This is a genomic window from Actinomadura sp. KC06 (assembly GCF_004348735.1).
Taxonomy (GTDB): domain Bacteria; phylum Actinomycetota; class Actinomycetes; order Streptosporangiales; family Streptosporangiaceae; genus Spirillospora.
The window spans coordinates 1-25,892 of the sequence record NZ_SMKT01000126.1; the positions used below are offsets into that span (position 1 = coordinate 1).

Annotated in this window: 15 protein-coding genes and 1 tRNA gene; 5 read left to right on the plus strand and 11 right to left on the minus strand. The window is 72.6% G+C overall.

From position 1 onward, the window contains the following. The 6 genes from E1287_RS31020 to E1287_RS31045 all read right to left on the minus strand — a co-directional run. Positions 1 to 720: hypothetical protein (locus tag E1287_RS31020; protein ID WP_207934569.1), on the minus strand; the 720-nt coding region annotated here is incomplete at its 3' end. Continuing rightward, entirely contained in the window at positions 717 to 1,940 is a 1,224-nt protein-coding gene (locus tag E1287_RS31025; protein ID WP_131968824.1) for a glycosyltransferase, read from the minus strand. The genes E1287_RS31025 and E1287_RS31020, both read right to left, overlap by 4 nt. After that, positions 1,937 to 2,743, minus strand: coding sequence for an alpha/beta hydrolase (locus E1287_RS31030; protein WP_131968825.1), 807 nt, complete (start codon positions 2,741 to 2,743; stop codon positions 1,937 to 1,939). Before E1287_RS31030 ends, E1287_RS31025 begins: the two co-directional genes overlap by 4 nt. Further along, the gene (locus tag E1287_RS31035; RefSeq protein WP_131968826.1) at positions 2,736 to 3,017 is read right to left on the minus strand and encodes an acyl carrier protein; all 282 of its coding nucleotides are present in this window, start codon (positions 3,015 to 3,017) and stop codon (positions 2,736 to 2,738) included. Before E1287_RS31035 ends, E1287_RS31030 begins: the two co-directional genes overlap by 8 nt. Beyond that, positions 3,014 to 7,444 (minus strand): beta-ketoacyl synthase N-terminal-like domain-containing protein, encoded by a 4,431-nt coding sequence (locus tag E1287_RS31040; RefSeq protein ID WP_131968827.1) that lies wholly within the window; start codon positions 7,442 to 7,444, stop codon positions 3,014 to 3,016. The genes E1287_RS31035 and E1287_RS31040 overlap by 4 nt, the downstream gene beginning before the upstream one ends. Then, positions 7,441 to 14,313, minus strand: coding sequence for a type I polyketide synthase (locus tag E1287_RS31045; RefSeq protein WP_131968828.1), 6,873 nt, complete (start codon positions 14,311 to 14,313; stop codon positions 7,441 to 7,443). Before E1287_RS31045 ends, E1287_RS31040 begins: the two co-directional genes overlap by 4 nt. 448 nt (positions 14,314 to 14,761) lie before the next feature. Between E1287_RS31045 and E1287_RS31050 the strand changes: the two genes are divergently transcribed. Beyond that, complete coding sequence (locus tag E1287_RS31050; protein ID WP_131968829.1) at positions 14,762 to 16,474, plus strand: HD domain-containing protein; 1,713 nt, start codon at positions 14,762 to 14,764, stop codon at positions 16,472 to 16,474. Between the two features lie 24 nt (positions 16,475 to 16,498). On the opposite strand, the gene E1287_RS31055 is transcribed toward E1287_RS31050, so the two are convergent. Then, positions 16,499 to 17,131 carry a hypothetical protein gene (locus tag E1287_RS31055; RefSeq protein ID WP_131968830.1) on the minus strand — a complete coding sequence of 211 codons (633 nt, stop codon included), beginning with the start codon at positions 17,129 to 17,131 and terminating at the stop codon, positions 16,499 to 16,501. A gap of 262 nt (positions 17,132 to 17,393) precedes the next feature. Further along, positions 17,394 to 18,407 (minus strand): glutamine synthetase GlnII, encoded by a 1,014-nt coding sequence (glnII, locus tag E1287_RS31060; RefSeq protein ID WP_131968831.1) that lies wholly within the window; start codon positions 18,405 to 18,407, stop codon positions 17,394 to 17,396. 1,223 nt (positions 18,408 to 19,630) lie between these two features. Between glnII and E1287_RS31065 the strand changes: the two genes are divergently transcribed. The 4 genes from E1287_RS31065 (at position 19,631) to E1287_RS31080 (ending at position 23,069) form a co-directional block, all read left to right on the plus strand. Continuing rightward, positions 19,631 to 20,686, plus strand: coding sequence for a right-handed parallel beta-helix repeat-containing protein (locus E1287_RS31065; RefSeq protein WP_165969262.1), 1,056 nt, complete (start codon positions 19,631 to 19,633; stop codon positions 20,684 to 20,686). Between the two features lie 118 nt (positions 20,687 to 20,804). Further along, positions 20,805 to 21,485, plus strand: a complete 681-nt coding sequence (locus E1287_RS31070) for a DUF899 family protein (protein WP_131968833.1) — start codon at positions 20,805 to 20,807, stop codon at positions 21,483 to 21,485. 111 nt (positions 21,486 to 21,596) lie between these two features. Further along, on the plus strand, positions 21,597 to 22,463 hold the full coding sequence (locus E1287_RS31075; protein ID WP_165969263.1) for a septum formation family protein: 867 nt from the start codon (positions 21,597 to 21,599) through the stop codon (positions 22,461 to 22,463). 198 nt (positions 22,464 to 22,661) lie between these two features. Next, positions 22,662 to 23,069 (plus strand): tyrosine-type recombinase/integrase, encoded by a 408-nt coding sequence (locus E1287_RS31080; RefSeq protein WP_165969264.1) that lies wholly within the window; start codon positions 22,662 to 22,664, stop codon positions 23,067 to 23,069. Between the two features lie 57 nt (positions 23,070 to 23,126). Here E1287_RS31080 and E1287_RS31085 read toward each other — a convergent pair. The 3 genes from E1287_RS31085 to E1287_RS31095 form a co-directional block, all read right to left on the minus strand. Next, positions 23,127 to 23,201: transfer RNA gene (locus E1287_RS31085), tRNA-Val, on the minus strand. Positions 23,202 to 23,251: 50 nt separating this feature from the next. Beyond that, positions 23,252 to 24,700 (minus strand): aldehyde dehydrogenase family protein, encoded by a 1,449-nt coding sequence (locus E1287_RS31090; protein WP_131968836.1) that lies wholly within the window; start codon positions 24,698 to 24,700, stop codon positions 23,252 to 23,254. A gap of 92 nt (positions 24,701 to 24,792) precedes the next feature. Next, on the minus strand, positions 24,793 to 25,749 hold the full coding sequence (locus E1287_RS31095) for a helix-turn-helix domain-containing protein (RefSeq protein WP_131968837.1): 957 nt from the start codon (positions 25,747 to 25,749) through the stop codon (positions 24,793 to 24,795). Between the last annotated feature and the right edge of the window lie 143 nt (positions 25,750 to 25,892).

The window sequence follows — 25,892 nt, forward strand, 5'->3', positions numbered from 1 at the left end:
GGTCGTGACCTGCTTGCGGATGGCGGGGACGGCGGGCGCGGGGGCCAGCGTCGCGACGCAGGTGCCTATCGTCCGGCCGCCCAGGGCACCGGCGTCCAGCGCCGCGTCCAGGGTCTTGTCGTGGGTCGGGTCGCCGGGAGTGTGGGCGCCGGTGAGGAGCGGGCCAAGGTCGGACGGGCGGCGGTCCGCGAGGGCTGCGGCGGCTCGTTTCGCGGTTTCGGGGGCGGCGTGGCAGACGGTGGTCCGGCTGCGGGTGCCGACGTCGATCAGCAGGAGGCGCAGGCCCGTTCCGGTCAGGTCGCACGTTCCTCGCGCCGGTGCGGCCGTCCTCGCGCCGGGGGTGCCGTCGTTGAGGTCTTGTACCGCTCGGGTCGTCGCTTCGGTCGTCTCGGCGCCGGTGAGCAGGCCCATTTCCGCTGGTAGTTCACGGTGGACGACGAGCTGGATTCCTGGGGTCGCGCTCGTGGCCTTCAGGCAGTCCCGGGCCCAGTCGGGTGCGGTGGACGGTGTCACTACGCCGTGATCGTGGTGGTTCATCGAGAAGAGGGACGTGGCGCCGTCGTCCGAGCGGGCGGCGGCTACCGCGCTGCCCCAGGGGAGCGGGACGTCCAGGCCGTCCAGGAGGGGCAGCGCGCCCAGGACGTAGCGGGTCGCTGCCGGTGGTTTGCCGTGAACGCGTTCGAACAGGCGGGTCATCCACTGGAACTCCTCCTTGATCACGCGAGCTTCTCCAGCCGGTCGGCCGCTTCGGCGGCGCCTCCGGCGGCGGCGAAGGACTCGCGGATCCGTTCGGCGGCGGCGCGGTGCGGGCCGTCCGAGAGGACGGTGGCGAGCGCCGTCCGGAACTCGTCCGGGCGAACGCGGCTGAAACGCACGGGAACACCTGCCCCGGCGGCCTCCACCTGGCGGGCGATGACCGATTGGTCGTCCCGGATCGGGGCCACCACCAGCGGAAGGCCCTGGGAGAGGGACTCGCAGACGGTGTTGTGGCCGCCGTGGCAGACGACGGCTGAAAGCCGTTCGAGCAGCTTGAGCTGCGGGACCTGCTCCCGGACGAGCACGTTCGGCGGCGGGTCGGCCACGGCGCCCGGCGGCGCCACGAAGATCGCCTGGATGTCCAGGTCGCGGACGGCGTCGGCGGCGACCCGGAAGAACCGTTCCCCGGACGGCCCGTTCAGCGTGCCGAGGGAGACGAGCACGGCGGGGTGGCCGTCCAGCCAGTCCCACGGGAACGCGCCGGGCGCGGAGCGGCCGAGGGCGGGCCCGACGAAGGCGAAATGGTCGGGGAAGAACGAGACGTCGCCGATCAGCGCGCCGGTCGAGAAGATCAGGACGAGGTGGTCGGAGAAGCGCGGGTCGAGCAGGTCCTCGATGCCGTGGTCGAGCTGGAACTCCGCGATCCGCTCGCGGATCCACTCCTCGACCTTCGGCATGTCGGCGAGAGGGCGGGTGAACTCGGCGGACGTCGTCGCCGACGTCGCCCACGGGATCTCGCGGCGCCGGGCCGCGACCGGGGCCGCGAGGACGAGCTGGTCGGCGACCACCACGTCCGGGCGGAAACGGTCGATCGCCTTCTCGACGCCCGGCATCATGGCGTGGCCGAGCGGGACGACGAACTCCTCCCACATGAAGCGGAGCGCGGCCAGGCGCCGCAGCCCCTGCCACTCTTTCCAGATGTCGGGCAGGCGCCTGCCGAAGTCGTCCCCCACGGAGCCGAAGACGCGAGAGCCGGGGCGCAGCAGCGGCTCGATGGACGGGCGGTGGCCCGTCCAGGCGACCTTGTGCCCGCGGCGGGCGAGCTCGGCCGCGACCGCGGCGGGCGGGTTGACGTGACCGGCCAGCGGCGGGACCGCGAACAGGAACCGCCGTTCCGGTGTTTTCGCGCGCCGGATCCCGGGGTCGTCGAGCAGGGACGGGACGGTGCGGCGGCGGGCCTTCATCGGGCGGCTCCGGCGGCGGGCACGCGCGTGCCGGCGTGGTGGGCGAGCCAGGGCAACAGGACCTCCAGGATCTCGGCCGTTCCAGCGGGGAGCATGAAGTGGGAGTAGCCGGCCAGGGTGTGCAGCGTGCAGTTCGGGATGTGGTGGAGGAGCAGGCGCCCGGCGTCCGCCACGTCCGACTGCTCGCCGTAGATCGCCAGGACGGGGCACGGCACGGCGCCGAGGGCCGCGGGCCGGACGGGGGCCATCTCGGCGAGGTCGTCCAGGAGGGTCGTGCCGTTGAGGAGCGCGTCCGCGGCCGCGGCGGCGCGGCTCATGCGGCGCTCGCCGAAGGCGAGCAGCTGGTCGGCGATCCGCTCGTATTCGAGCTTGAGCGCCGACTGCGCCAGCCTGTTGAGCAGGTCACGGTTCCAGTCGGAGCCGTCGCTCGGTCCGTGCGCGTCGATGAGGACGAGCCCCGCCACCCGGCCGGGATGCGTGAGGGCGGCGTTCAGCGCGACGGCGCCGCCGAAGCTGTAGGCGACGAGATGGACGCGATGGTGGCCCAGGGCGTCGAGGACGGCGAAGAGGTCCGCGACCGCGTCGGGCACGCCGTATCCGGTGGGCGGGCGCTCGGTGAGTCCGTGCCCGCGCAGGTCGTACAGGACGCACCGGGCCCCGGCCTCGGCCACCGGTGAGGCCAGCGTGTAGTAGAAGCTGGACAGGTTGTCGATGGCGAGGCCGTGGACGAACACCACGACGGGCGGGCCCGTCCCGCATTCCTGGACGTGGAACCGGAGACCGCGCGCGGCCACCTCAGGCATGCGCCTGCTCCTGGGCGGCGATGTGGTCCACGACGTCGCCGACGGTCAGGTTCATGAGCTGGTCGAGGTCCAGCCCGGCGATGAACGCGGGGAAGTCGACGCGGTCGCCGTAGCGGGCGCGGAGCCGGTCGACCAGCGCGACGAACTCGATGCTCTCCAGGCCGAGGTCGTCGCCGAACGTGGTCCCGGGGCCGATCTCCACGTCGAGCAGGAAGTCCTCCCCCACCACGTCGATCAGCATCCGGACGACCTCGGACTTCACGTCGTCGCTCATGTGCGGGATCCCTCCATGTCCGCTCCGCCCGCCGCGACCGTCCAGGCCACGACGTGTCCTTCGATTTCGCGTGTTTCCACGGTGGTGACCGTGCCTTCGGCGGCGATAAGGAGCCGCTCGGCGTCGGCGACGGTCACGACCAGGTCCACCTGACGTTCCGCCGGGTGCTCCGATCCGGGGCTCATCGAGCGCAGCACCGCCTCCTTGGCCGCGCGGACGCGTCCGTCCCTCTCGTTCTGGGCGAGACCGATGCCTGCTGGTTCCCGGCCTGGTCTGACCAGCGCCACACCCAGTTCGGTGTTGGAGGTGATGGAGATGGTGAGCGGTTCGTCGAACGGTCCCGTTACGGTCGGCCCGTCGTGGACGGTGAGTTCCGCCGGGAAGAGCGGGCCGTGGCCGTTCCGCCAGAGGTGGTCCCGGACGGCGTCCTTCGCCGCGATACGTCCTAGTAGCCAAGGCCCCTGGGCGAACGGCGGGAGGGCTTCGTACTCAGCGCGTTCGCCCGCGCACAGGTATTGGCGCATGAGGAGGTCGCGTGAGGCTGTGCCGTCCCAGCGTTTGCGGGCCAGGCACCAACCGCCTGGCTGCGGTTCACCCGTCCCCGATACTTCGGCGGTGAATTTCATCCGCCAGAGGGCTTCGTCGGTGTAGAAGCGGTGCGTCGTCCAGCCGTCGATGCGTGCCCATACCATTCCGTTCTCACGGACCAGTTCGGCCGAGCAGCGCATGGTCGTGTCGGTCAGGGACTGGTTCCAGATGGTCGTCACCAGGTGTTCGCCTTCGGACGGCAGCGGACCGTACAGGGAGACCCGTTCGATCCCAACCGGGAACACCATCTGGTTGGTGTCGCCATACACCTGGATCCAGTGGCCGCATAGCTGCCCTGCGCTGTCCAGGAGCGCGCCTGGCGTGGGCGAAGACCTCAGTACGGCGCGCACACCGTCCTCTGCGAGCGCCGTGATTTCGGTGATGCCGCGGAAGAGCGGGCCGTGGAACATCCAGCGTTCCTCGTACAGCCGGTCCGCGGTGACTATGGGCGGGCCCTCGATGGTCAGCGGCGTGGCGTCCGGCACCGGTGGGGGCGGGTAACGGTCGGCCAGCAGAACGGTCCCGTCCGCGTGGCCCTGGACGACGACCTTCACCTTGCGCGGACGGTCACGCTCCTCGATGAGGTAGGCGCGGATCTCGGCGGTGGTGGGCGGAGCGGCCACGATCCAGCGGACGGCGCGGACGTTCTCGAATCCGATGACCACCATGCCGGGCAGGAGTTCCCGCGCCGTGTCGGCAAGGACCTCCAGCAGCGTGGCCAGCGGGACGATCGGGAACCGGTCCGACATGTCGGGCCAGCCCGGGGCCTGCGGGAACACGCAGTGGTCGACCAGGTACGGCATCGCGTCGAGCGAGAAGGCACGCGAAACGACAAGCTCCGCGGCCACCGGCGAGGCGTCACCGCCAGGCCGCCCCTCACCGGAATGCTCCTCTTCGGCTTGCCCGTCCTCGCCCTCTGCTTCGCCTTCGTTGAAGCGCGGGCTCTCGGGCTGCGGCGCTCGCGGCCGCTCGATCTGGTGGGTGTCGGCCTGGTCGTCCTGGGCTGGCGCTTCTTCGATCGTCCCGCCGGGCGACGACCTCGCGCCAAGGGCCTCCACGACTGTCTGCGCCCCGGTCGCCGCGTCGTTGAGCAGCGCCTCCAGCTCAGCGAGGACGGGGTCGTCGGCCGGAAGCGACGGGACATCGGACGCGAGCCGGATCGGCGGGACGGCACCGTCCAGCCTGACCAGCGGCGTGCCGAGATCGAGCCGCATCCCCGCGGCGGGCGGGGGCGGCGGGGACGCGCCGTACCCTTCGGCCCACAGCGCGGCGGCGACGCGGCGGAGCTGGGCCATCCCGTCCCGCTTCGGGGTGTTGACGGCCATGGCGAGGTGCTCGCGGTCCCCCAGCGCGTCGGCGACGAATCCCGCGAGGCTTCCGGGCCCGACTTGCACGAACACACGCACGTGAGCCGTCGCGTACAGCTCCTCGATCAGGTCGCTGAACCGGACGGGTTCGAGCAGGTGCCGGACGACGAGTTCGCGCACGTCGGCAGGCGCCCGCGGGTAAGGCGCGACCGTCGTGGCCGACCACAGCGGAACGCGGGAGTCGTGGATCGGCAGCGCCTCGAACAGGTGCTGCACCTGCTTCTCGTAGGCCTGCGCCAGCGGTGTATGGAAGCCGGACCTGAACGGCAACTCCTGCCCTAGGACGCCGTCGGACGCCAGCCTCGCGAGGATGTCGCGGACCTCGTCCGCCGGGCCGCAGATCACCGACTGGTGCGGGCAGTTGTCGTGGCTGATGAAGACACCGGAGCGTCCGGCGACGGCGTCCCGGGCCCGGTCGGCGCCGCAGCCGAGCGCCCCGTACACGGCGTCGGGGACGTCCAGGCCCTCGCCGTCGAGGGTCCGGATGAACTCCTCGACCGCGTCCGCGTCGTACCTGCCGGTGGCGATCATCGCGGTCCATTCGCCGAGGCTGTGTCCCGCCGCGACGTCCGGTTCGATGCCGAGTCCGGCGAGCGCGGAGGCCAGCAGGCGGCCCACGCCGATCACGTCGGCGGCGTGGCCGAGCAGGTCCGAGCGGCCGGTGAGCGCGGGCTTCGGCAGCCCGAAGTGGTCGGCGACGTCGTCCACGCGGGGGGCGAAGGAGGGCTCGAATCCGGGGAACAGGAAGGCCAGCCGTCCGCCTTCGGCGAGCAGCGGACGAGGTGAGAACCACACGTCGCTCCGGCCTCGCCATGGGGTCCCCCGCTGGACGACCGCTCGCGCCAGGTCGAGCCTGCGCGGCGTGGGGGCGACCAGGGCGAGGCGGCACGGAAGGTCGGAATCGTCCTCCGGCCCATGTTCCGACACCCGCGCCAGAAGTTTCTCGTCGGGCTCGGCTAGGGCAGCGGCCAGTTCTTCGGGCGTGTTGGCGGTCAGCTTGAGGACTCGTTCGTCCGGCTGTGGCGTGTCGAGCTTCCGCCGCCGCGCCCGCCGGACGCCGCTCGACGGCGGCTCCTCCAGGATCACGTGCGCGTTCGCGCCCCCGAACCCGAACGCGTTCACCACCGCCCGGCGCGGGCCGCCGCCGTGCCGCTCCCACTCGGCGGCCTCCCGGACGAGCCAGAGCCTGCCGTCCTCAAGCGCCGGGTGCGGGTCGTCCGCGTGCAGCGTCGGCGGCAGGACGCCGTCGCGCAGCGCGCACGCGGCCTTGATCAGCCCGGCGATCCCGGCGGCGGGCATCGCGTGCCCGATCATCGACTTGACGGTGCCGAGCCCGATCGGCGGGCCGTCCGTCCCGAAGACCCGGCGCAGCGTCGCCAGCTCCGCCTCGTCGCCCGCCGGGGTCGCGGTGCCGTGCGCCTCGACCAGCCCGACCGCGCCGGGCTCCGCCGGGTCGAGGCCCGCGTCCCGCCAGGCCCGCTCGACCGCGAGGACCTGACCGTCCACGAGCGGGCTCATGATGCTCGACGCGCGGCCGTCGCTGGACGACCCGGCGCCGAGGATGACCGCGTGGACGCGGTCGCCGTCCCGTTCGGCGTCCGGCAGCCGCTTGAGCAGGACGATCCCGGTGCCCTCCGCCAGGAGCGTGCCGTCCGCCGACCGGTCGAACGGCCGGATCGTCTCGCTCGGGCTCAGCGCCCGCAACTGGCTGAAAACACTCCAGACGGTGGCGTGGTGGGCGTGGTGCACGGCCCCGGCGAGCATCGCGTCGGCCTCTCCGCTCCGCAGCGCCCGCACGGCGTGCTCGACCGCCAGCAGCGAGGACGCGCACGCCGCGTCCAGCGTGTAGGCCGGGCCGCGCAGGTCGAACCGGTTGGCGATGCGGGACGCGGCGAAGCTCGGGACGAGCCCGACCGAGGCGTCGGGGCCGTCCGGGCCGAGGCGCTCGCAGAACGCCCGGCGGATCTCGTCCAGCCGCTGTTCCCCGAGTTCCGGCACCAGCTCGGCGAGGACCCCGGCGACCTGGTGGGACGTCCGCACCCGCTGGTCGAAACGCGCGACACCGGGCGTGATGTAGCCGCCACGCCCGATGACCACACCGATCCTGGACCGGTCGGGGAGCCGCTCGTCGCCGCCCGCGTCCGCGATCGCGTCGCCCGCGGCCCGCAGCGCGAGCAGCTGGTCGGGCTCCATGCCCGGCACCGCGGCCGGCATGATCCCGAACCGCACCGGGTCGAACGTGGCCAGCTCGTCGACGAACCCGCCCCGCCTGCAGTAGAACCGGTCGCTCTCCGGCGCCCGCTCGTACGCGCCGGCGTCGTAGTAGAGCGCGGGGTCCCAGCGCCCGGACGGCACGTCGGTGATCGCGTCCACCCCGGCGAGGACGTTGCGCCACAGCTCGGCCGCCGACCCCGCGCCGGGGAACACCGCCCCGGCGCCGACGATCGCGATCGGCTCCCGGGCGGGGCTCACCGGACGGTCCCGGTGAACACGACCTGCGTCTCGTCGCCGTGCGCGATCTCCCGCAGCAGGGCCGCCGCGCCCGCGTCCGGGTCGATCAGCCCGGTGCCGCGCCGCGCGTACTCCTCCGCCAGCTCCGGCGTCACCATTCCGCCGCCCGCCCACGGCCCCCAGTCGGCGACGAGCACCCGGCCGTGCAGCCGCGTCCGCCAGACGCCGGCCAGCGTGTCGCACGCGTCGTTCGCCGCCGCGTAGTCGGCCTGCCCGCGGTTGCCGTAGACGCCCGCGATGCTGCCGAAGACGACGAAGAACCCGATGTCGGGCTGGACCGCTTGGGCGAGGGCGCACGCGCCGTCCACCTTCGTGCGGTAGACCCGCTCGAACGACTCGGGCGACTTGTCGCGGACGAGGCGGTCCTCCACGATCCCGGCGCCGTGGACGACGCCGTCGAGGCGTCCATGCCATGCATAGACGCTGTCGACGACGTCCTGTACGACGTCCGGGTCGCGCACGTCCCCCGCGTGATACCGGACGGACGCCGCGTGCTCCCGCAGCGCCTCCAGGTTCTGGCGGATCTCCCGCTCGGCCAGGATCGACCGGATCGCCGCCTCGATCTCCGCCGGTCGCAGCCCTCCCCGCGCCACGAGCGCGCGGCGGAGGCCTGCCTCGTCCGGGACGTCGGGGGACGCGGGCTCGCCGTCCGGCTCCGGGGTGCGTCCCATGATCTCTATGTGGCAGCCGCTCGTCCGGGCCAGTTCCAGCGCCACCCGGGCGGTGATCCCCCGCGCGCCGCCGGTGAGGAGCACGACGCCGTCCGGTCCGACGGGCGCGCTCGGTCCGGCTGGCGCGGCCTGCGCGTTCGGGGCGGCGTCCAGTTCCGCCGGGACGACGGTCAGGCCGCGCCGCAGACCGCCCTCATGGCCGACGACGACCGGCTCGTCGGCGTTGAGCAGCTCCGCCAGGACGCGCTGCGCGATCGTTCTCGGCGTGTCCTTGGTGTCGACTTCCAGCGCGCGTACCAGCACTTCGGGGTATTCCTGAGCGACCGTCCGCGCCAGGCCCCGCAGCCCCGCGCCGGGCACCGGGTCCCCGATGCCGCCGCGTCCGTCGAAGCGGCGTCCGAACGTCCCACCGGCTCCGCCTGCGAGGACGAGCCAGCGCAGCCCGCCCGCCAGCGCGTTCCGGATGCCGTCGTACGCCGCGGGCAGCACGCCCGTCGCGCCAGGCCGCAGCGCCGCCAGGTGGATCAGCCCGTCGCAGGCGTCGTCGACCTCGCGCGGGATCCAGACCTGCGCTCCGAGGCGTTCGAGCATGTCCGCGAGTTCCAGCGCGATGCCGCATCCGTCGTCCACGATCTGGAACCGGCGTCCGGTGAACACCGTCCCGGACTCGGGCGGGACCGGCAGTGCGTCCAGTTCCACGACCCGCAGGACCTGCCGGACGATGCGTGCGCCGTCCGGGACGTCGCCGCTCTGGCCCCACGTCCCGTTCCCGATGCGCGGCCACACCTGCCGGTCGGCAGCCGCCGGAGCGAGATCCTCCACCGGCGCCAAGCCCGGCGCCCCCGCGGACTGCACCTGCACAGCGGCGGACAATTCCTGCGCGCCCTCGGGAAGCTCCTGTGCCGGACCGGCCTGAGGCGGGACGACGGGCTGCGGCGGGACGGCGGGCTGCGGCGCGGCGCCGTCGACGTGGGCGCGGACGGAGGCGACGAGGTCGCCGATGGTGGTGACGTCTCCGAGCCGTTCGGGGGCGGCGAGGCCGAGGCGGTCGGCGAGGTCGCCGAGGATGACCGTGCGTTTGATGGAGTCGATGGAGAGGTCGGCCTCCAGGTTCAGGTCCGCGACCAGCATCGTCTCCGGGTAGCCGGTGCGGGCGCTGATCACCGCGAGGACGGTGGCGTGGACGTCGCGGGGCGCCTCGTCCGGGACGGTCTCCCCCGGCAGGACGGCCCGGGGCGCGGGCACGGGAGCCCCGGGCACGGCGGTCGCAGGCACGGGCGCCTCGGGCACGGGGGCCTCGGGCACGGCGAGCGCGGGCGCAGGGCTGTCGGGCGCAGGGCTGTCGGGCATGGGAGGCGGCGTCGCGCCGAGATGGCGGAGGATCACCTCCCGCTGCGCCGCGATCATCTCGCGGCCGGCGCGCAGGTATTCCAGGACGGCGTCCTCCGGCCCGCGCGGGCTGAACCCCGGGACGCGTTCGGCCGGGCGGAGCGCGCCCGCCGGGTAGCCGCCGTCGGCGGTCCGGACGAGATGCCCGTTGACGACCCAGCCCGGCACGCCAGGAGCGGCGGAGAGCGGGCGGGCGTCGCGTCCGGCGAAGAGGGGCAGCGGGTCGACGGGAACACCGGCGGCGGCCAGCTCGGCCAGGGTGCGCAGTAGGTGCGCGAGGCCGTTCTCGCCGGGCGCGTCGCAGCTCACGGCGGTGTGCGGGCGGTCGCCGAGGATGGCGCCGACGAGGCCGGTGAGGACGCGTCCGGGCCCCGCCTCCACGAAGGTGCGGGCGCCCGCGTCGTACATCGCCTCGATCTGCTCGACGAACCGGACCGGCGCGGCGATCTGCCCGGCGAGGGTGGCGGCGAGCTCGGCGGGGTCGGCGTCGTAGGGGGCGGCGGTGGAGTTGGCCCAGACGGGAAAGGCGGGCGAGCGGAGGTCGCGGCGGAGGAGCTCGGCGCGCAGGTCGGCGGACGCGGCGGCGACGAGCGGGCTGTGGAACGCGCACGCCACCGGGAGGCGCTGGGCGGCGAGACCGGCGGCGGACAGGACGGTTATGGCGCGTTCCAGCCCCTCGGACGTCCCCGAGACCACGACCTGGCCGGGCGCGTTGTGGTTGGCGACGACGACCCCGGACAGGCCCGCCAGCGCCGCGCGGACGTCGCGGAGCGACCCGGCGACGGCGGCCATCGCGCCCGGGTCGTCCCCGGCGGCGGACAGGATCGCCTCGGCGCGGGCGGCGCTCAGCTCGACCATGCCCGCGTCGTCGACGACCCCGGCGGCGCACAGCGCGACGAGCTCGCCGTAGCTGTGCCCGGCGGCGAGGTCGGGGTGGACGCCGAGCGCGGTGAGCAGGCGGTGCACGGCCAGCCCGGCGATGCCGAGGGCGGGCTGCGCGACGCGCGTGTCGGTGATCTCGGCCTGGTGGCGGCGGGTCCCGGCGCGGCTGAACGCGGCGGGCGGGAACATCGCCGGGGCGTACCGTCCGCCGGCCAGACGGAGGAGGCGCTGCAGGCGCGGGAACGCGACGAACAGGTCGGCGAGCATGTTCGGACGCTGGCTGCCCTGCCCGGGGAACAGGAACGCGACCTGCCCCGGCTCGCCCGAAGGCAGGAGAACATCGGGCGCCGGACGGAATTCCCGGGCGAGAGCGAGCTTTCGCCGCAGGTCGTCCAGCCCGGTGGCGACGAAGGCGACCTGGAGGGGACCTTCGAGCGCGGCGGCCGTCCGGGCGAGGTCGCGGAGCCGGGGCCCGCCCTCCGCCAGGGCGGCGAGGCGGTCGATCTCGGCGCGGGCGGCGTCGCGGTCGGCCGCCCGGATCAGGAACAGCTCGGCGGGCCACTCGGCCAGCCCCGACACCGGTTCCGGCGCGCCGTCGTACCCGGACAGGACGGCGTGGAAGTTCGCCCCGCCGAACCCGAACCCGCTCACCCCCGCGTACCGGTCGCCGGGACGGGCCGCCCAGGGGCGCGCGATGCCGCTGAACGCGAACGGCCCGTCCGGCGTCCATTCGGCGTTGGGACGGACGAGGTGCAGCGTCCCCGGCAGCACGCCCGTGTGCAGCGCGTACGCGGTCTTGATGAGACCGGCGAGCCCGGCCGCGCACTTGGTGTGCCCGATCTGCGACTTGACCGACCCGAGCGTGACGCTGCCCGGCGCGGCGTCGGCGAACGCCGAACGCAACGACGCGAGCTCCGTCCGGTCGCCGACCTCGGTGCCGGTGCCGTGCGCCTCGACGAGCCCGACGGACGCGGGCGCGACGCCCGCCCGCTCGTAGGCGCGGTCGAGCGCGCGGCGCTGCCCTTCGGCGCGGGGGGCGGTGAGGCCGAGGGAGCGGCCGTCGCTGGACCCGGCGACCGACTTGACGACGGCGTAGATCCGGTCGCCGTCGCGCTCGGCGTCCGCGAGGCGCTTCAGCACGAGGCACGCGACGCCCTCGCCGAGCGCGATGCCGTCCGCGGACGCGTCGAACGCGGCGCAGCGCCCGGACGGCGACAGCGCGCCGACGGACGCGAACAGCAGGTAGTCCTGGATGCCGTTGTGCAGGTCGGCGCCGCCGCACAGCACCATGTCGCTGGAGCCGGACAGGAGGTCCTTGCAGGCGGCGTCGAGCGCGGCGAGGGACGCGGCGCAGGCGGCGTCGACGGTGTAGTTGGCGCCTCCGAGGTCGAGGCGGTTGGCGATCCGCCCGGCGATGACGTTGGTGAGGACGCCGGGGAACGAGTCCTCCGTGGGGCGCGGGAGCTGCTCGTCCAGCCCGGCCGGGACCTCGCCTAGGTAGGACGGGAGCGCGGCGCGCATCCCGTAGGCCGTGCCGAGGTCGTTGCCGCCGTCCGCGCCGAAGAACACCGAGGTGCGGGCGCGGTCGAACGGCCGGTCGGCGTATCCGGCGTCCTTCAGCGCGCGGGACGCGACCTCCAGCGACAGGAGCTGGATCGGGTCGATGCTGCCGAGCGCGTTGGGCGGGATGCCGTACGCGAGGGCGTCGAACGGGACGTCCGGCAGGAACCCGCCCCATTTGGACGGCGTCTTCCCCTCCCCGGACGGGTCGTAGTAGATCTCCGGGTCCCAGCGGGTGACCTCGGTGATCGAGTCCGTCCCGCCGACGATGTTCGCCCAGTAGGCGTCGGTGTCGCGGGCGCCGGGGAAGACGCAGCCGATCCCGATGATCGCGACATCCGCGGGCCGCGCCGGGGCGGGGGCGGGACGCGCGGCGGCGATCCCGACCTCCTCGGCACGGGCGGCCAGGAACGCCGTCGCACCGGACGTGACCTGCTCGTGCAACGCGGCGACGCTGGTCGTGGACCGCCGCAGCGCCGCCACCTGGCCGAGCATGTACATGCCCTCGGCGCGCTGCACCGCCGGCTCCACGGGCGTGGATCGGCGCAGGCCCTTGCTGGCGAGGCGGAGCCGCCCGAGGTTCAGCTTCTCCAGGCGGTGCCACATCTCCTGGCGCGGCGTCCCGGCCTGCTCCAGCTCGCGGCGCGTGTCGGCGAAAACGTCGACGTAGGGCGTCCGGGCGCAGCGGGTGACGTGGCCGGGTGATGTCTCCAGCAGGGCCGTGCCGTCGCATTCGACCGCCGCGTCCTGGAAGCCCGGCAGGATCGCGCCCGCCGCCACCGCCTCGGACGTGAACAAATAGGCCGTCCCCATCAGCACACGGACGTCGGCGCCGCGCTCGGCCAGCGGCCCCGCCAGCGCCGCCACCATCGCGGCGGAGCGCTCGTCATGGATGCCGCCCGCGAACACCGCCGACAGCTCGGCGGGGTCGCCGCCGAACGCCATCAGCCGCTCGACCTGCGCGTCCCACAGCGGGAAGCTCGCCCGCGGGCCGACATGCCCGCCGCATTCCCGGCCCTCGAACACGAATTTCCGGGCGCCTTCGTCGAGGAACCTGTGCAGCAGGTCCGGCGACGGGACGTGCAGGTACGTGCTGATCCCGGCGGCCTCCAGCGGCTCGGCCTGCGCCGGAGTACCCCCCGCGATCAGCGCGTATCGCGGCCTCGCCTCGCAGACCGCGGCGAGCTGCGCCTCCCGGACGTCCTCCGGCGCGAACCCGAGGATCCCGACGCCCCAGGGGCGCCCGCCGAGCCGGTCGGCGGTCTCGCGCAGCAGCGTCCGGACGCGGTCGCCGTCCATCAGGGCGAGCGCGAGGAACGGGAGGCCGCCGTCCTGCGCGACCGCGCCCGCGAACGCCGAACCGTCGCTGACCTGCGTCATCGGCCCCTGCACCACGACGGGCTCCGGCCGCGGCGCCAGCGGCCCGGCGCGGACGGCGGCGCGCAGATGCGCCCCGATCTCGTCCCGGACGGCCTGCACCACTCCCCCGGCGGTCTTGTGCCGCCCGGCGAGCGCCGCCGCCAGCGGACCGTCCTGCCCCACGGGAAGCAGCCGCGACCGCAGCCCGGTCGCACCGAGCCGCGCGTTCACCTCCGCCGGGTTGAGCCCGGCCAGATCGATCGCCGGCAGGTCAGGGCGCGTGTACACACGATGTCCGTGGACGACCGCGGTCTCGCCGCCGTCCATCGCCGCCAGCGCGGACGCGACATCGGCGGGCAGGTCCATCTCCCGGACGAGCGCGAGTTGCACGTCCAGGACGACCCCGGCCGCGCCGCCCGCGACCGCCGCCGCGGCCGTGTGCGTCCCGATCCCGCCCGCCGAGTACACCGGGACGTCCACGCGGGGATCGGCCATGAGCCGCTGCAGCAGGACGAACGCGGTCAGCTCGCCGACGCGCCCGCCCGCCTCGGAGCCCCGCGCGATGAGCCCCACGTCCCCGGCGAACTTCCGAGCAACGGGGATGACGGCGGCGGCTTCGTCGGCGTCCACGACCTCGACGAGGAGGCGCCGGCCCCGAGCGAACCCGGCGACGTCGAGCGAGCCGCCCGATCGCAGCGCCGGGGCGTCGACCAGGACGGTGCCGACCGCGTCCGGGAGCTCATCGGGCCTGACCCCGCACCCGGCCGGGACGCGGACGCCGAACGGGCCCGTCCACCAGCGGCGCACGTCCGCGAGCGCGGCGAGCCCCGGCGCGCGGTCGGTCCCGAGGTCGAGCACGCCGACCCCGCCCGCCCGCGCGACCGCCACGGCGAGATGCGGTACCGGACGCCCGAACGGGGTGACCCCGATGATCTCGGCCCGGAGACCCTCGCCCTTGTCCGCCGCCATGCACTGCCCCCCACGTCCCGCCGCGGCTCGCAACAACGCTGCGCAACACTACGGTCGGCGAGCGTCCGATTACCCAGACGACACACCAGAGAGCGAGCCGATGCCCCAGAGCAAAGAACTTTGAACCGCCCCTTGACCTCCGCAAAACAAAGCCGCGGCGAAAGCCCCAAGCCCGACCCCCGGCAGCTTGAACCCCAGCCCGGGCAGGGTTGAAACTCAGCCACCGGTTACGGGCATGCCCGCTGCGTTCGCAGGGCTCGCTCCGCGTGCCTGCCCGGCGCGCCGCGTCCCCGCAGCGGCGGGAGCGCCAGCGACCAGAGCGAGGAGACCCGTGCCGCGCAGCCGGGGGTCTGGGGGTCGCCCCCCAGATAATCAAGGTTGCTCGCCGGTAAGATCTGCCTCACAGCCCGTAGCGGCGTGCGGCGGGCAGGCGGCGCAGGTGGGTGCGATGGCGACGCTCAATCCGGCGAAAGGGCGGTTCCGGCTCCCGGCGCGGAGGCGGGAGGCGTCCGGCGGCCAGGATCCCGTGCGGCCCGCGCTGGCGCCGCTGCTGGCCGCTCATCGCGCCGCGTACCCGGGCGCCGACGAGGCGGAGCTGCTGCACGGCTACGAGGTCGCCGAGCGCCTGCACCGCGGGCAGCTCCGCAAGTCCGGCGCCCCGTACATCACGCATCCGCTGGCCGTCGCGATGATCCTCGCCGGGATGGGCCTCGACACGACCACGCTCGTCGCCGCGCTGCTGCACGACACCGTCGAGGACACCCCGTACACGCTCGGGGAGCTGCGCGCCGAGTTCGGCGAAGAGGTCGCGGTCCTGGTGGACGGCGTGACGAAGCTGGACGGCGAGCGGTGGGGCGACCGCGCCGAGGCGGAGACGTTCCGGAAGATCGTGCTGGCCGCGGCCGCCGACCTGCGCGTCCTGGTGATCAAGCTGGCGGACCGGCTGCACAACCTGCGGACGCTGGGGTTCCAGCCGCCGCACAAGCGGGCCCGCATCGCCAAGGCGTCCCATGAGCTGCTGGTCCCGTTCGCGGAGCGGCTCGGCATCCACGTCCTCAAGCGGGAGATGGACGATCTGGCGTTCGCCGCCCGCCTCCCGGAGCAGCACGCCGCGACCGGCGAGGCCGTCCGGCAGGCGCTGCGGGAGGCCGGGAAGGCGTTCGCGCCCGCGACGGAGCTGATCGTCGCCGCGCTGGCCGAGCACGGGGTGGCGGCGCGCGTCCAGATCAGGCCGTCCCACCTGTACGCGGTGCACCAGTCGTTCGGCGGCGACCTGGCCGGGCTGCGGCCGTGCGAGGCGGCGCGGCTCCTGCTGCTGGTGGACGGCGCCGAACGCGACTGCTACATCGCGCTCGGCGCGGTGCACGCCGCGCTGCACCCGGTCGCGGGCCAGGTCCGCGACTTCATCGCGATGCCGAAGGACAACATGTACCGGTCGCTGCACACCCGGGTGATCAGCCCGGACGGCGACCCGTTCGAGGTGATCATCCGCACGGAGGCGATGCATCCGGTCGCCGAGTACGGCATCGTCGCGCACATCCGCGACGCGGGCGACGACGCGTCCACGGCCGTCGCCGGGCGGCGTGACCTGGTGTGGCTGAGCCGGCTGCTCGCCTGGCAGTCGGACGCGCCGTCCGCCGAGTTCCTCGACCGGCTGCGCACCGACCTCGCCGCGGGCAACGTCGCCGCGTTCACCACCGACGGCGACATCGTGGCGCTGCCCGCCGGGGCGACCGCGCTCGACTTCGCGTACGCGCTGAACGCGCGCACCGGCGACCGCTGCATCGGCGCCGTCGTGAACGGGCGGCTGGCCCCGATGTCGGTGCAGGTCCGCAGCGGCAACGTGGTGGAGATCCTCACCGATCCCGCCGGGTTCCCGTCCGAGGACTGGCTGGGCATCGCCGCGACCGTCACCGCCCGCGTCCACATCCAGCAGCGCCTGGAGCTGCGGCGCGCCGAGGAGGCCGCCGACGCGGGACGGCGCCGCCTCTTCCGGGCGCTGGCCAGGCGGGACGTCGACCTGCTGGCCGCCGAGGCGCACGGCGACTCGCTGGCCGTGGCCCGCGCGCTCGGCTACTCCGAGATCAACGAGATGTACGCGGCGCTGGACGCCGGCGCGCTCGCCCTGGACGACCTGCTGGCCCGCTTCGTCCGCCCATAGCCGGGGGCTGGCCGGGGTCCGTGCTCAACGGCGGCCGCGGCGGCCGGACGACCCGTCCTGCGGGAACGGCCGCGAGCCCGCCACCACGGCGGACAGCAGCACCACCACCGCCGTCCCTCCGATCAGGTTGATGCCCGCGGTCGCGAGCGCCGCGTCGAACGGGCCCTTCAGCGTCAGCGGCAGGACCGTCAGCAGCACGACCGCGATCGCGCCGATCCACGCGAACGCCCGCACGGGACGCGCCGCCGACGCCACCAGCAGGTGCATCAGCGCCGTCGCCTGGATCGTGCCCGCCATCGCGCACAGCGCGTAGCTGGTCGCGGCGGGCGTCGCGGCGGTGTGCCCGCCCGCGAACACCGGGACCTCCACCCCGAACGTCGTGCGCAGCCCGACCACCGCGGCGAACGCGAGGATGCCCCCGCCCAGGGCGGCGGCGATCCCCGTCCACCACAGCGGGCGCAGCGACGGCCCCGACGCCGCGGCGATCTCGTCGTGCAGCGCGATGAAGTCCTCGTACCGTCGCGCCGGAGCCTCCACCGGGCGCCGCCGCGCCGTGGCGGGGCACCGGAACGACCGCTCCCAGGGCCGTGGCGCAGGGCGGCCGGCGCGCCTGCCGTGCAGGCCGCCGGAGTACCGCCCGAATGACGAATCGGGCATGTCCCCTCCCCCGTGCGAAACGTAGAGGTGGTACCCGGCACCGAACGGGGGAACTCCCCCAAGCGCACCATTTTGCAGATGTTTGGCCGCGTTCCCCGGCAAAGCCGCCCGTGTCCTAGTCCCGCTCAGCACCCCGGACGCGCGCCTCGGCGGCCCCGGACGCGCGGCTCAGCGGCCCCGGACGCGGCGAACCCCGGGGAGCGATGCTCCCCGGGGCCCCTCTCCCCCCACGACCGGGCGGACGGACGGCTCGCCGGACGGGTCAGATCTGGCCGGCCTTCTCCAGCGCCGCGCAGCAGGTGCCGGTGATCAGCCGGGTCACCACGTACGGGTCGACGTTGGCGTTCGGACGCCGGTCCTCGATGTAGCCCCTCTTGTCGACCTCGACCTGCCAGGGGATCCGCACGGACGCGCCGCGGTTCGACACGCCGTAGCTGAACTCGCTCCACGGGGCCGTCTCGTGCATGCCGGTCAGCCGCCGCTCGATGTCGGCGCCGTACCCGGCCACGTGCTCCTGCGCCTTCGTGGCGAGCGCCTCGCACGCCGTGATGATCGCGTCGTAGCCCTCGCGCATGGCCTTGGTCGAGAAGTTCGTGTGCGCGCCGGCGCCGTTCCAGTCGCCCTCGACCGGCTTGGGGTCGAGGGTGGCGGAGACGTCGTGGTCCTCGGCGATGCGGTACAGCAGCCACCGCGCGACCCACATGTGGTCGCCGACCTCGATCGGGCCCGCCGGGCCGATCTGGAACTCCCACTGCCCGGGCATGACCTCGGCGTTGATGCCGGAGAGCTTCAGGCCGGCGGCCAGGCAGGCGTCCATGTGCTCCTCGACGATGTCGCGCCCGAACACCTCGTCGGCGCCGACGCCGCAGTAGTAGAAGCCCTGCGGGGCGGGGTAGCCGCGCTCGGGGAAGCCCAGGGGGCGCCCGTCCTTGAAGAATGTGTACTCCTGCTCGATCCCGTACCAGGAGTCCTGCGCCGCGTACTGCTCGGCGATGGGGCGCAGCTTGGCCCGCGTGTTGGTCTCGTGGGGCGTCCCGTCCACGAGGAAGACCTCGCAGAGGACCAGCTTGTTGTCACCGCCGCGGATGGGGTCCGGGCAGGAGAAGACGGGCTTGAGCACGCAGTCGGAGCGGTCGCCGGGCGCCTGGTTGGTGCTGGACCCGTCGAAGCCCCAGTCCGGCAGATCGGCGCCGTCGGCGAGGATCCGCGTCTTCGACCGCAGCCGCGCGGTCGGCTCGGTGCCGTCGATCCAGATGTACTCGGCCTTGTAGCTCAACGTCGGTCCCTTCCAGGCGGTTTCGGCACATCACAACCTGCCAACCAGGCATTTCGGACCTGTTGCCCATTTGTGAACGCCATGTAAACCGCGACCGGGTCGTCCCGAACCCCGGCGTCCGCCATAATCGGCCGACATGTCGCAACAGCTCCGTGAGCACATCCGCGTCCTGCTCGCGCTCGGCGCGGACGACTTCGACACCATCGTCGGCCGCTGCGCCGAGTACCTGGACGACACTCCCGACGTTACCTCCCTCGCCCGCGAGATCGCCGCCGAGGAGTTCGCCGCCTACCTCGCCGACCAGCGGACCTGGCCCGACGTGACCGACTCCGACCGGCTCCTGCGCGCCTTCCGCGACCTCGACGTGTCCGGCATCGTCGCCCGCGCCGACTTCGCCTGCTGCCAGAACTGCGGGATATCCGAGGTCGGCGGCGAGGTGCCGAGAGGCGAGCAGCGGCGCGGCTACACGTTCTGCCACCGCCAGGACATGGAGGCCGCGGTCTCCGGCGGCGGCCTCATGCTGGCCTACGGGGTCTTCACGGACGCGGCCGAGCCGTCCACTCAGCCGAAGATCGGCGAGGACGTCGCCGATGCGCTCCGCCGCCACGGCCTGACCGTGAACTGGGACGGCGACCCGTCCCGCCGCATCGAGGTCGATGTCACCTACCGGCGCCGCCGCTCCGGCCACCTCGCCGCCTGGCCGGACGGCCCCGTCCTGCCGGCCCCGGAAGCCGACCGACTGGACGTCACGTACAGCGACTACGCGCGGGGCCGCAACGCGGATGAGGCCATGCCGATGACCCTGGCCGAGGCCCGCGGCGTCCTCCTCGAACTCACGCCCTACCCGGACAACTTCGCCGTCTTCGCGGGCCGCTCGGACGGCGTCGCGCAGGTGATCTGGGAGACCGGCCCGCGCCTGTGGCTGGAATTCCCGGACGCCGCCGAGCGCCGCTCCCACGGCCGCCACGTGACCGTGGCCGAAGCCGAGGACATCATGTCCGTCCTCGCCACCGAGGACCGGACGGCCCTGGACTCCTCCCCGGCCACACCACCGAGAACTGGGACGCATAACGCCCGGCGGCCCGCAGAATTCACCCGCCTTCCCGAGAACCCTTTGACTTTTTACTCCTCTCACATCAACGGAATAATCTTTCCGGTTCAAGATGATCGAGGAATTCGTTTGCCGCACGGCGCGGCAAAGCCAAGCGAAACGGGGGAAAGGGATGAGGCGGACTATTGCGGCCTCGGTCGGCACGGGAGTCGTGCTGGCCGGGCTCGCCACCATCGCGCCCGCCGGCCAGGCGGCGGCGCAGGCCGGCGGACGGACCCACGTCGTCCGGCCGGGTCACTCCATTCAGGCGGCCGTCGACCGGGCCAGACCCGGCGACACCATCCGGCTCAAGGCCGGCCACTACGACGGCGGCGTCCTCGTCCGCAAGCGCCTCACGATCCGCGGCGAGGGCAACAAGACGATCGTCCGTCCCGGCCGCCGCGACCACTGCGCGAAGGCCAAGGTGCCCGGCATGGGCTTCTGCGTCGTCGGCTGGAAGAAGCGCCCGGTCAAGGGGGTGACGATCCAGCAGCTGGTCGTCCGGAACTTCAAGGGCACCGGCGTGTTCGGCACCTACACCGACCGCATGAAGGTCCAGGCCGTCCTCGCGAAGCACAACGGCGAGTACGGCATCGCGCAGTACAACTCCACCCGCGGCCGGTTCGTCTGGAACTGGACCCTGGACAACCGCGACGACGCCGGCCTCTACGTCGGCGACACCGCCAACGCGTACGGCACCGAGATCGCCTGGAACCATTCCTCGGGCAACACGCTCGGGCTCCTGATCCGGCACGCCCGTCACATCAAGGTCCACCACAATTCGCTGACGTACAACTGCACCGGAATCGCGCTCGTCGACGACAGCCAGAGGACGGGACAGGGCAACACCCAGGTGTGGAAGAACCGCGTCTCGATGAACAACAGGATCTGCGAGGCGCACGGCCCCGTCCCGGCGCTCAGCGGCACCGGAATCCTGTTCTTCGGCGGCGACCACAACGAGATCGTCAAGAACACCGTCCACCGGAACCGCGGGAAGCTGCCGTACTCCGGCGGGATCGTCCTCTTCCGCGGCACGCCACCGCGCAACCGGCCCGCTCACCACAACCTGATCAAGACCAACAACGTCCGCGGCAACAAGCCGTACGACCTGGTCAACAACAGCGGCAGCACCACCAACCGCTTCCGCGACAACACCTGCGGCACGTCCAACCCGAACGGCCTCTGCTGAGCGACCACCACGAAACCCCTGTCCTCGCACCCCGGGGACAGGGGTTTCGCACACCCGAGCGATGAGTTTGGCGGACGAGCATGGTCCACACCTACAGACCGCAAACTCGGAGGGGCCCATGACCGCACTACCACCCGTCGTCGACACCGAGACCTGGCAGCGCCACCTGGACGAGCTGCGCGCCCGCGAGAAGGCCGCGACCCGCGAACTCGACGCGATCGCCGCCCAGCGCCGCCGGATGCCGATGGTCGAGATGCCCGAGTACACCCTCGAAGGCGAAGAAGGCCCTCTCAGCCTGGCCGAGGTCTTCGACGGCAAATCCCAGCTGATCGTCTACAACCACATGTGGTTCCCGGACGAGAAGTGGCAGTGCCCAGGCTGCACAGGCTTCACGTCACAGTTCACACGCCTCGAATTCCTGGACGCCTACGACGCCAGATTCGTCATCGTCACCCAGGGCCCGATCGACGAGGCCCTCGACTACAAACACCGCGTCGGAAACAAGATGACCTGGTACTCCACCGCGAACAGCCCGTTCGGCACAGACGTCGGCGCACCCCCCGGCGGCGGCTTCGCCGTCAACGTCTTCCTACGCGACGGCGACACCGTCTACCGCACCTGGCACACCAACGGCCGAGGCACCGAACAACTAGGCCACACCTTCCCTTTGATCGACCTACTCCCCTACGGCCGCCAAGAGGAATGGCAGGACTCCCCCAAGGGTTGGCCCCAATCCCCCACCTACACCCGCTGGCCAACCTCCGAACAAATAGCCGCCCACTACGCCCCAAGCACCTAACACCCCGACTGCAATTCAGGCGGCCGGCCGCATTATCGCGAGATGATCACAACTCAGCGTCGACCAGCACCACGTCCGCTATGTATCCCTTGATCCCGATATGTTGCGATCGTGTCGACACCACTGGACGACGACGCCACCCCGAAGGACCCCGCCTCCGAGCCGGAGGACGGTCCCGCTCGAAGGACGAAGCGGCTCGCCATCGGCGCACTGGCCACCGGCCTCATCGCCGTCGGGCTGGGCACCGGGATCGCGGTTCTCTCCTCGCAAGACCCGAAGGACTCCCGGCCCGCCGGCGCGGCCGCGGGCCCGCGGGTGTCCGCGCTCACCCCCGAGGACTGCTTCACCGGCCTCCGGCAGGACGCCACGAGGATCTTCGCGCGGAAAACCCCCTGCGACCAGCCGCACCAAGGGGAGATCGGCATCAAGGCGTCCCTGCCCGCCGGACCCTTTCCCGGCGACGGGCCGCTGGCGTCCGAAGCGCAGAAGCGCTGCAAGCAGGGCGCCGCTTCGCTGTACGAGGCGGGCAAGGGCGGTGAGATCTCGATCCTGACCGACCGTCCGGACAGTAAGGCATGGGAAGGCGGGGATCGCGCCGTGACGTGCGTCCTCCGCTATGTCGGCGGCGACAAGATCTACACGCTGCAGGCGCCGCGAACCTACAAGATGGACCTGGTCGCGGGCGACTGCGTCCGGGAATGGGACATGACCGGGTCCGTGGTCGTCGTCGACTGCGACACCAAGCACCTCGTCCAGGTGTACGGGATCGTCCAGTTCAACGAGGTTCCGACGCTGGAGGAGCGGGAAGCCGCGTTCGACAAGTGCACGGCCAAGGTCTTCGGCAAGCGAGTGCCGAAAAACATCTCGTTGAGCTACGAGCACCCCGGCGAATTAGGCTGGCAACCCGACGAAGCCAAAATCATCTGCCTCCTCACCGCCAACAAGGGCACCCTAAACCGCTCACTAGTCCCGAAATAACCCCCCGACCGCCCGGCCCCTGACCCGCAGCGTGGGTCAGGCCCCTTCTTCCCGTTCTTAGGTGGTCCGAAGCTCTCTCAAGGCCGAGGAGTCGGGAGACCTCACCGCGGGGACGGTCACCGTCCGGCAGGCACAAGTCGAACTCGACACGGGCGAACTGATCATCGGACCCCCAAATCACGGGCGGGCCTGCGGACGGTGGCACTCCCCCAAGCGATCGTCCCGGAGCTGCGGCGGCATCTCGGCAACTTCACCGGGGCTGAGGACAACGCGCTGATCTTCACGGGCAAGCGCGGCGGCGTCCTGCGGCGGGCGAACTTCCGGCGCGCTACCAAGTGGGGTGAGACCGTGGCCAAGCTCGGCGTGCCAGACCTCCACTTTCACGATCTCCGGCACACGGGGAACACCTTCGCGGCCGAGTCGGGCGCGACGCTCCGGGACCTCATGGAGCGCATGGGCCATGACAGTGTGCGGGCGGCGATGATCTACCAGCATCGGACGGCGGGCGGCAACCGGGCGATCGCCCGAGCCATGGACGACAAGATCAACAACGCCAACCCGGATGACGACGACGGGGCGGCCGGAACGCTCGCGCTCGTCGGCTAATGGCACGCTAATGGCACGAACCCCCTGTTCTCATGATCGAGAACAGGGGGTTTTCGCTGGTGGGCGCGGACGGGTTCGAACCGCCGACTCCTCGCTTGTAAGGCGAGTGCTCTACCCCTGAGCTACGCGCCCGGGTTGCCGGGAAAGCGTACCCGGTTCGTGGGGGCGGGCGCGAAACGGTGTCAGGGGGTGTCCAGGTGGACCCAGACGCCCTTGATCTCGGTGTAGGCGTCCAGGGCGTAGGGGCCCATTTCGCGGCCCCAGCCGCTGGATTTGTAGCCGCCCCAGGGGGCGGCGGCGTCGGGGATGGGGAGCATGTTGATGAAGACGGCGCCGGCGCGGATGTCGGCGGCCAGGCGGTGGGCGGTGGCGAGGTCCCGGGTCCAGATGGACGCGGCCAGGCCGAACTCGGTGTCGTTGGCGCGGGCGGAGAGCTCTTCGGGGTCGTCGTAGGCGAGGACGGGCAGGACGGGGCCGAAGATCTCCTCGCGGGCGATGGTCATGTCGTCGGTGACGCCGCCGAAGACGGTGGGGGTGTAGAAGTTGCCGGAGGAGAGGGGGCCGTCGGCTCGGTGGCCGCCCGTTACGAGTTCGGCGCCCTCGGAGGCACCGGTGCGGACGTAGGAGTCGACGCTGTCCAGGTGGTCTGGGGAGACCAGGGGGCCGATCTGGGTGTCGGGGGCCAGACCGGGGCCTAGGCGCAGGTTGGAGGCGGCGGCGGCGAGTTTTTCGGTGAACTCGTCGGCGCGGCGGCGGTCGACGTACAGGCGGGTGTAGGCGGCGCAGACCTGGCCGCTGTTGAGGAGGGCGCCCTGGAGGTTGCCGGCGACGGCCTTGTCGATGTCGGCGTCGCGGGCGATGACGCTGGGGGCCTTGCCGCCGAGTTCGAGGGTGACGCGCTTGAGGTTGCCCGCGGACGCCTGGACGATCTCGCGTCCGACGGGGCTGGAGCCGGTGAAGGAGACCTTGTCGACGTCCGGGTGCGCGACGAGGGCGCGGCCGACGGCGGGGCCGCCGGTGAGGAGGTTGACGACGCCCGGTGGGAAGCCCGCTTCGGCGCAGAGTTCGATCAGGCGGACGGTCGTCAACGGGGTCTGCTCGGCGGGCTTGATGATGACGGTGTTTCCGCAGGCCAGGGCGGGGGCTAGTTTCCAGGCGGCGATCATGAGGGGGAAGTTCCACGGGGTGATCAGCGCGCAGACGCCGACGGGTTCGCGCCGGACGTAGTGCAGCGTGTCCGGGAACGAGACCGGGGAGACCGCGCCTTCGAGCTTGGTGCACCAGCCGGCGAAGTAGCGGAAGTGCTCGGCGGCGCCGTTGACGCTGACGGAGTGCGCGACGCCGAGCGGCTGGCCCTGGTCGCGGGTCTCCAGCTCGGCGAGGTCGGCCTGGTGCTCCTCGATCAGGTCGGCGACACGCCAGAGGAGGCGGGCGCGGGCGTTGGGGAGCATGGTCGCCCACGCTGGGTCGTGCAGTGCCGTCCGGGCGGCGTCTACGGCGTCCTCGACGTCCTTGGGGCCCGCCTCCGCGCAGGTCGCGAGGACGGTCCCGGTGGCGGGATCGGACGTGGTGAACTCGGCGCCGTCCGCCGCTGCGGCCCACTCGCCGTTGATGAAGAGCCGGGTGTTCATGATGACCTCCCTCGCAGGTGAGGAAAGTCTCGGCGGGCGCGGCGCGCGGGTCTTGTCTGTGGGCGTACGGGAGTTGACCACCCGTGTAACGATCACTCGCCGGTGACCGTCACCCTGTACTCGCGGGGGCTGGCGCCGTACGCGGCCTTGAACAGGCGGCTGAAGCGGGCGGCGTCGACGAAGCCCCAGCGGGCCGCGATGGCGCTGACCGGGCGGTGCAGCTGGAGGGGGTCGCGCAGGTCGCGGCGGCAGTGCTCCAGGCGGCGTTCCTTGATCCACGCGGAGACGGTCGTGCCCTCCTCGCGGAACAGGTTGTACAGGTGGCGGGACGAGACGAAGTGCGCGGCGGCGATGTCGTCCGGGGACAGGTCCGGGTCGTCCAGGTGGCGCTCGATGTAGGCGCGGACGCGGATGAGCAGCGCGCGGCGGCGGGAGTCGGGCGTCGGCGCGGTCAGGTCCAGGCGTTCGGCGAGGAGGGTGACGAGGAGGTCGACGATGTTGTCGCCGAGCCGGACGCTGCCCTGGTCGTCCAGGACGTCCAGCTGCTCGGCGAGCTGGAGGAGGAACGGGGACAGCAGCGCCCCGACGCCCTGGCGGCCGGAGATGCGGGTGGCGGTGAGGCCGGCGACGGCCTCCTCGGGCAGGTGCAGCAGGCGGCGCGGCACCATGAGGACGAGCTGCCGGTACGCGTCGTCGAACGCGAGCGTGTACGGACGCGTCGTGTCGTAGATCGTGAAGTCGCCGGGGACGAGCGCGGCCTCGCGCCCGTCCTGCGTGAGCAGGCAGTACCCGCTGAGCTGGACGCCGATCTTGTAGTGGCCCGGGTCGGACCGCGCGATCAGCGCGCCCGTCCGGCGGACGACGGCCGGCGTGGACGCGACGTCGGCGACCGTGAGCGCGCCGAGCTCGCGCCCGCGCATGCGCCCCTCGAAGCGTTCCGGACGGGTCGTTTCAGCGCGCAGCGGCACGAACATGTCCGTCACCGAGCTGCGCCAGAACTCGAACCGATCGGCGACCGGCAGATCCGCGGTGCGAATGAGTGTCGACATGGGCGTTTCCCCAGATAAAGCCCCGTTTTCAGGTTCTTCGCCATAGTGCACCCAATGCCTGCGCTGGGGAAACGCCCCGTTTCGCTCAGCGAAAACGCCCCACCCCGCTCAGACCCGCTTTCTGCGGGGGACGCCCCCCACAC

What these genes read in the sequence shown, in the direction of transcription:
- E1287_RS31025 (WP_131968824.1), bottom strand. Translation starts at nt 1,940, where the DNA reads ATGAAGGCCCGCCGCCGCACCGTCCCGTCCCTGCTCGACGACCCCGGG.
- E1287_RS31030 (WP_131968825.1), bottom strand. Translation starts at nt 2,743, where the DNA reads ATGCCTGAGGTGGCCGCGCGCGGTCTCCGGTTCCACGTCCAGGAATGC.
- E1287_RS31035 (WP_131968826.1), bottom strand. Translation starts at nt 3,017, where the DNA reads ATGAGCGACGACGTGAAGTCCGAGGTCGTCCGGATGCTGATCGACGTG.
- E1287_RS31045 (WP_131968828.1), bottom strand. Translation starts at nt 14,313, where the DNA reads ATGGCGGCGGACAAGGGCGAGGGTCTCCGGGCCGAGATCATCGGGGTC.
- E1287_RS31050 (WP_131968829.1), top strand. Translation starts at nt 14,762, where the DNA reads ATGGCGACGCTCAATCCGGCGAAAGGGCGGTTCCGGCTCCCGGCGCGG.
- E1287_RS31055 (WP_131968830.1), bottom strand. Translation starts at nt 17,131, where the DNA reads ATGCCCGATTCGTCATTCGGGCGGTACTCCGGCGGCCTGCACGGCAGG.
- E1287_RS31065 (WP_165969262.1), top strand. Translation starts at nt 19,631, where the DNA reads ATGAGGCGGACTATTGCGGCCTCGGTCGGCACGGGAGTCGTGCTGGCC.
- E1287_RS31070 (WP_131968833.1), top strand. Translation starts at nt 20,805, where the DNA reads ATGACCGCACTACCACCCGTCGTCGACACCGAGACCTGGCAGCGCCAC.
- E1287_RS31090 (WP_131968836.1), bottom strand. Translation starts at nt 24,700, where the DNA reads ATGAACACCCGGCTCTTCATCAACGGCGAGTGGGCCGCAGCGGCGGAC.
- E1287_RS31095 (WP_131968837.1), bottom strand. Translation starts at nt 25,749, where the DNA reads ATGTCGACACTCATTCGCACCGCGGATCTGCCGGTCGCCGATCGGTTC.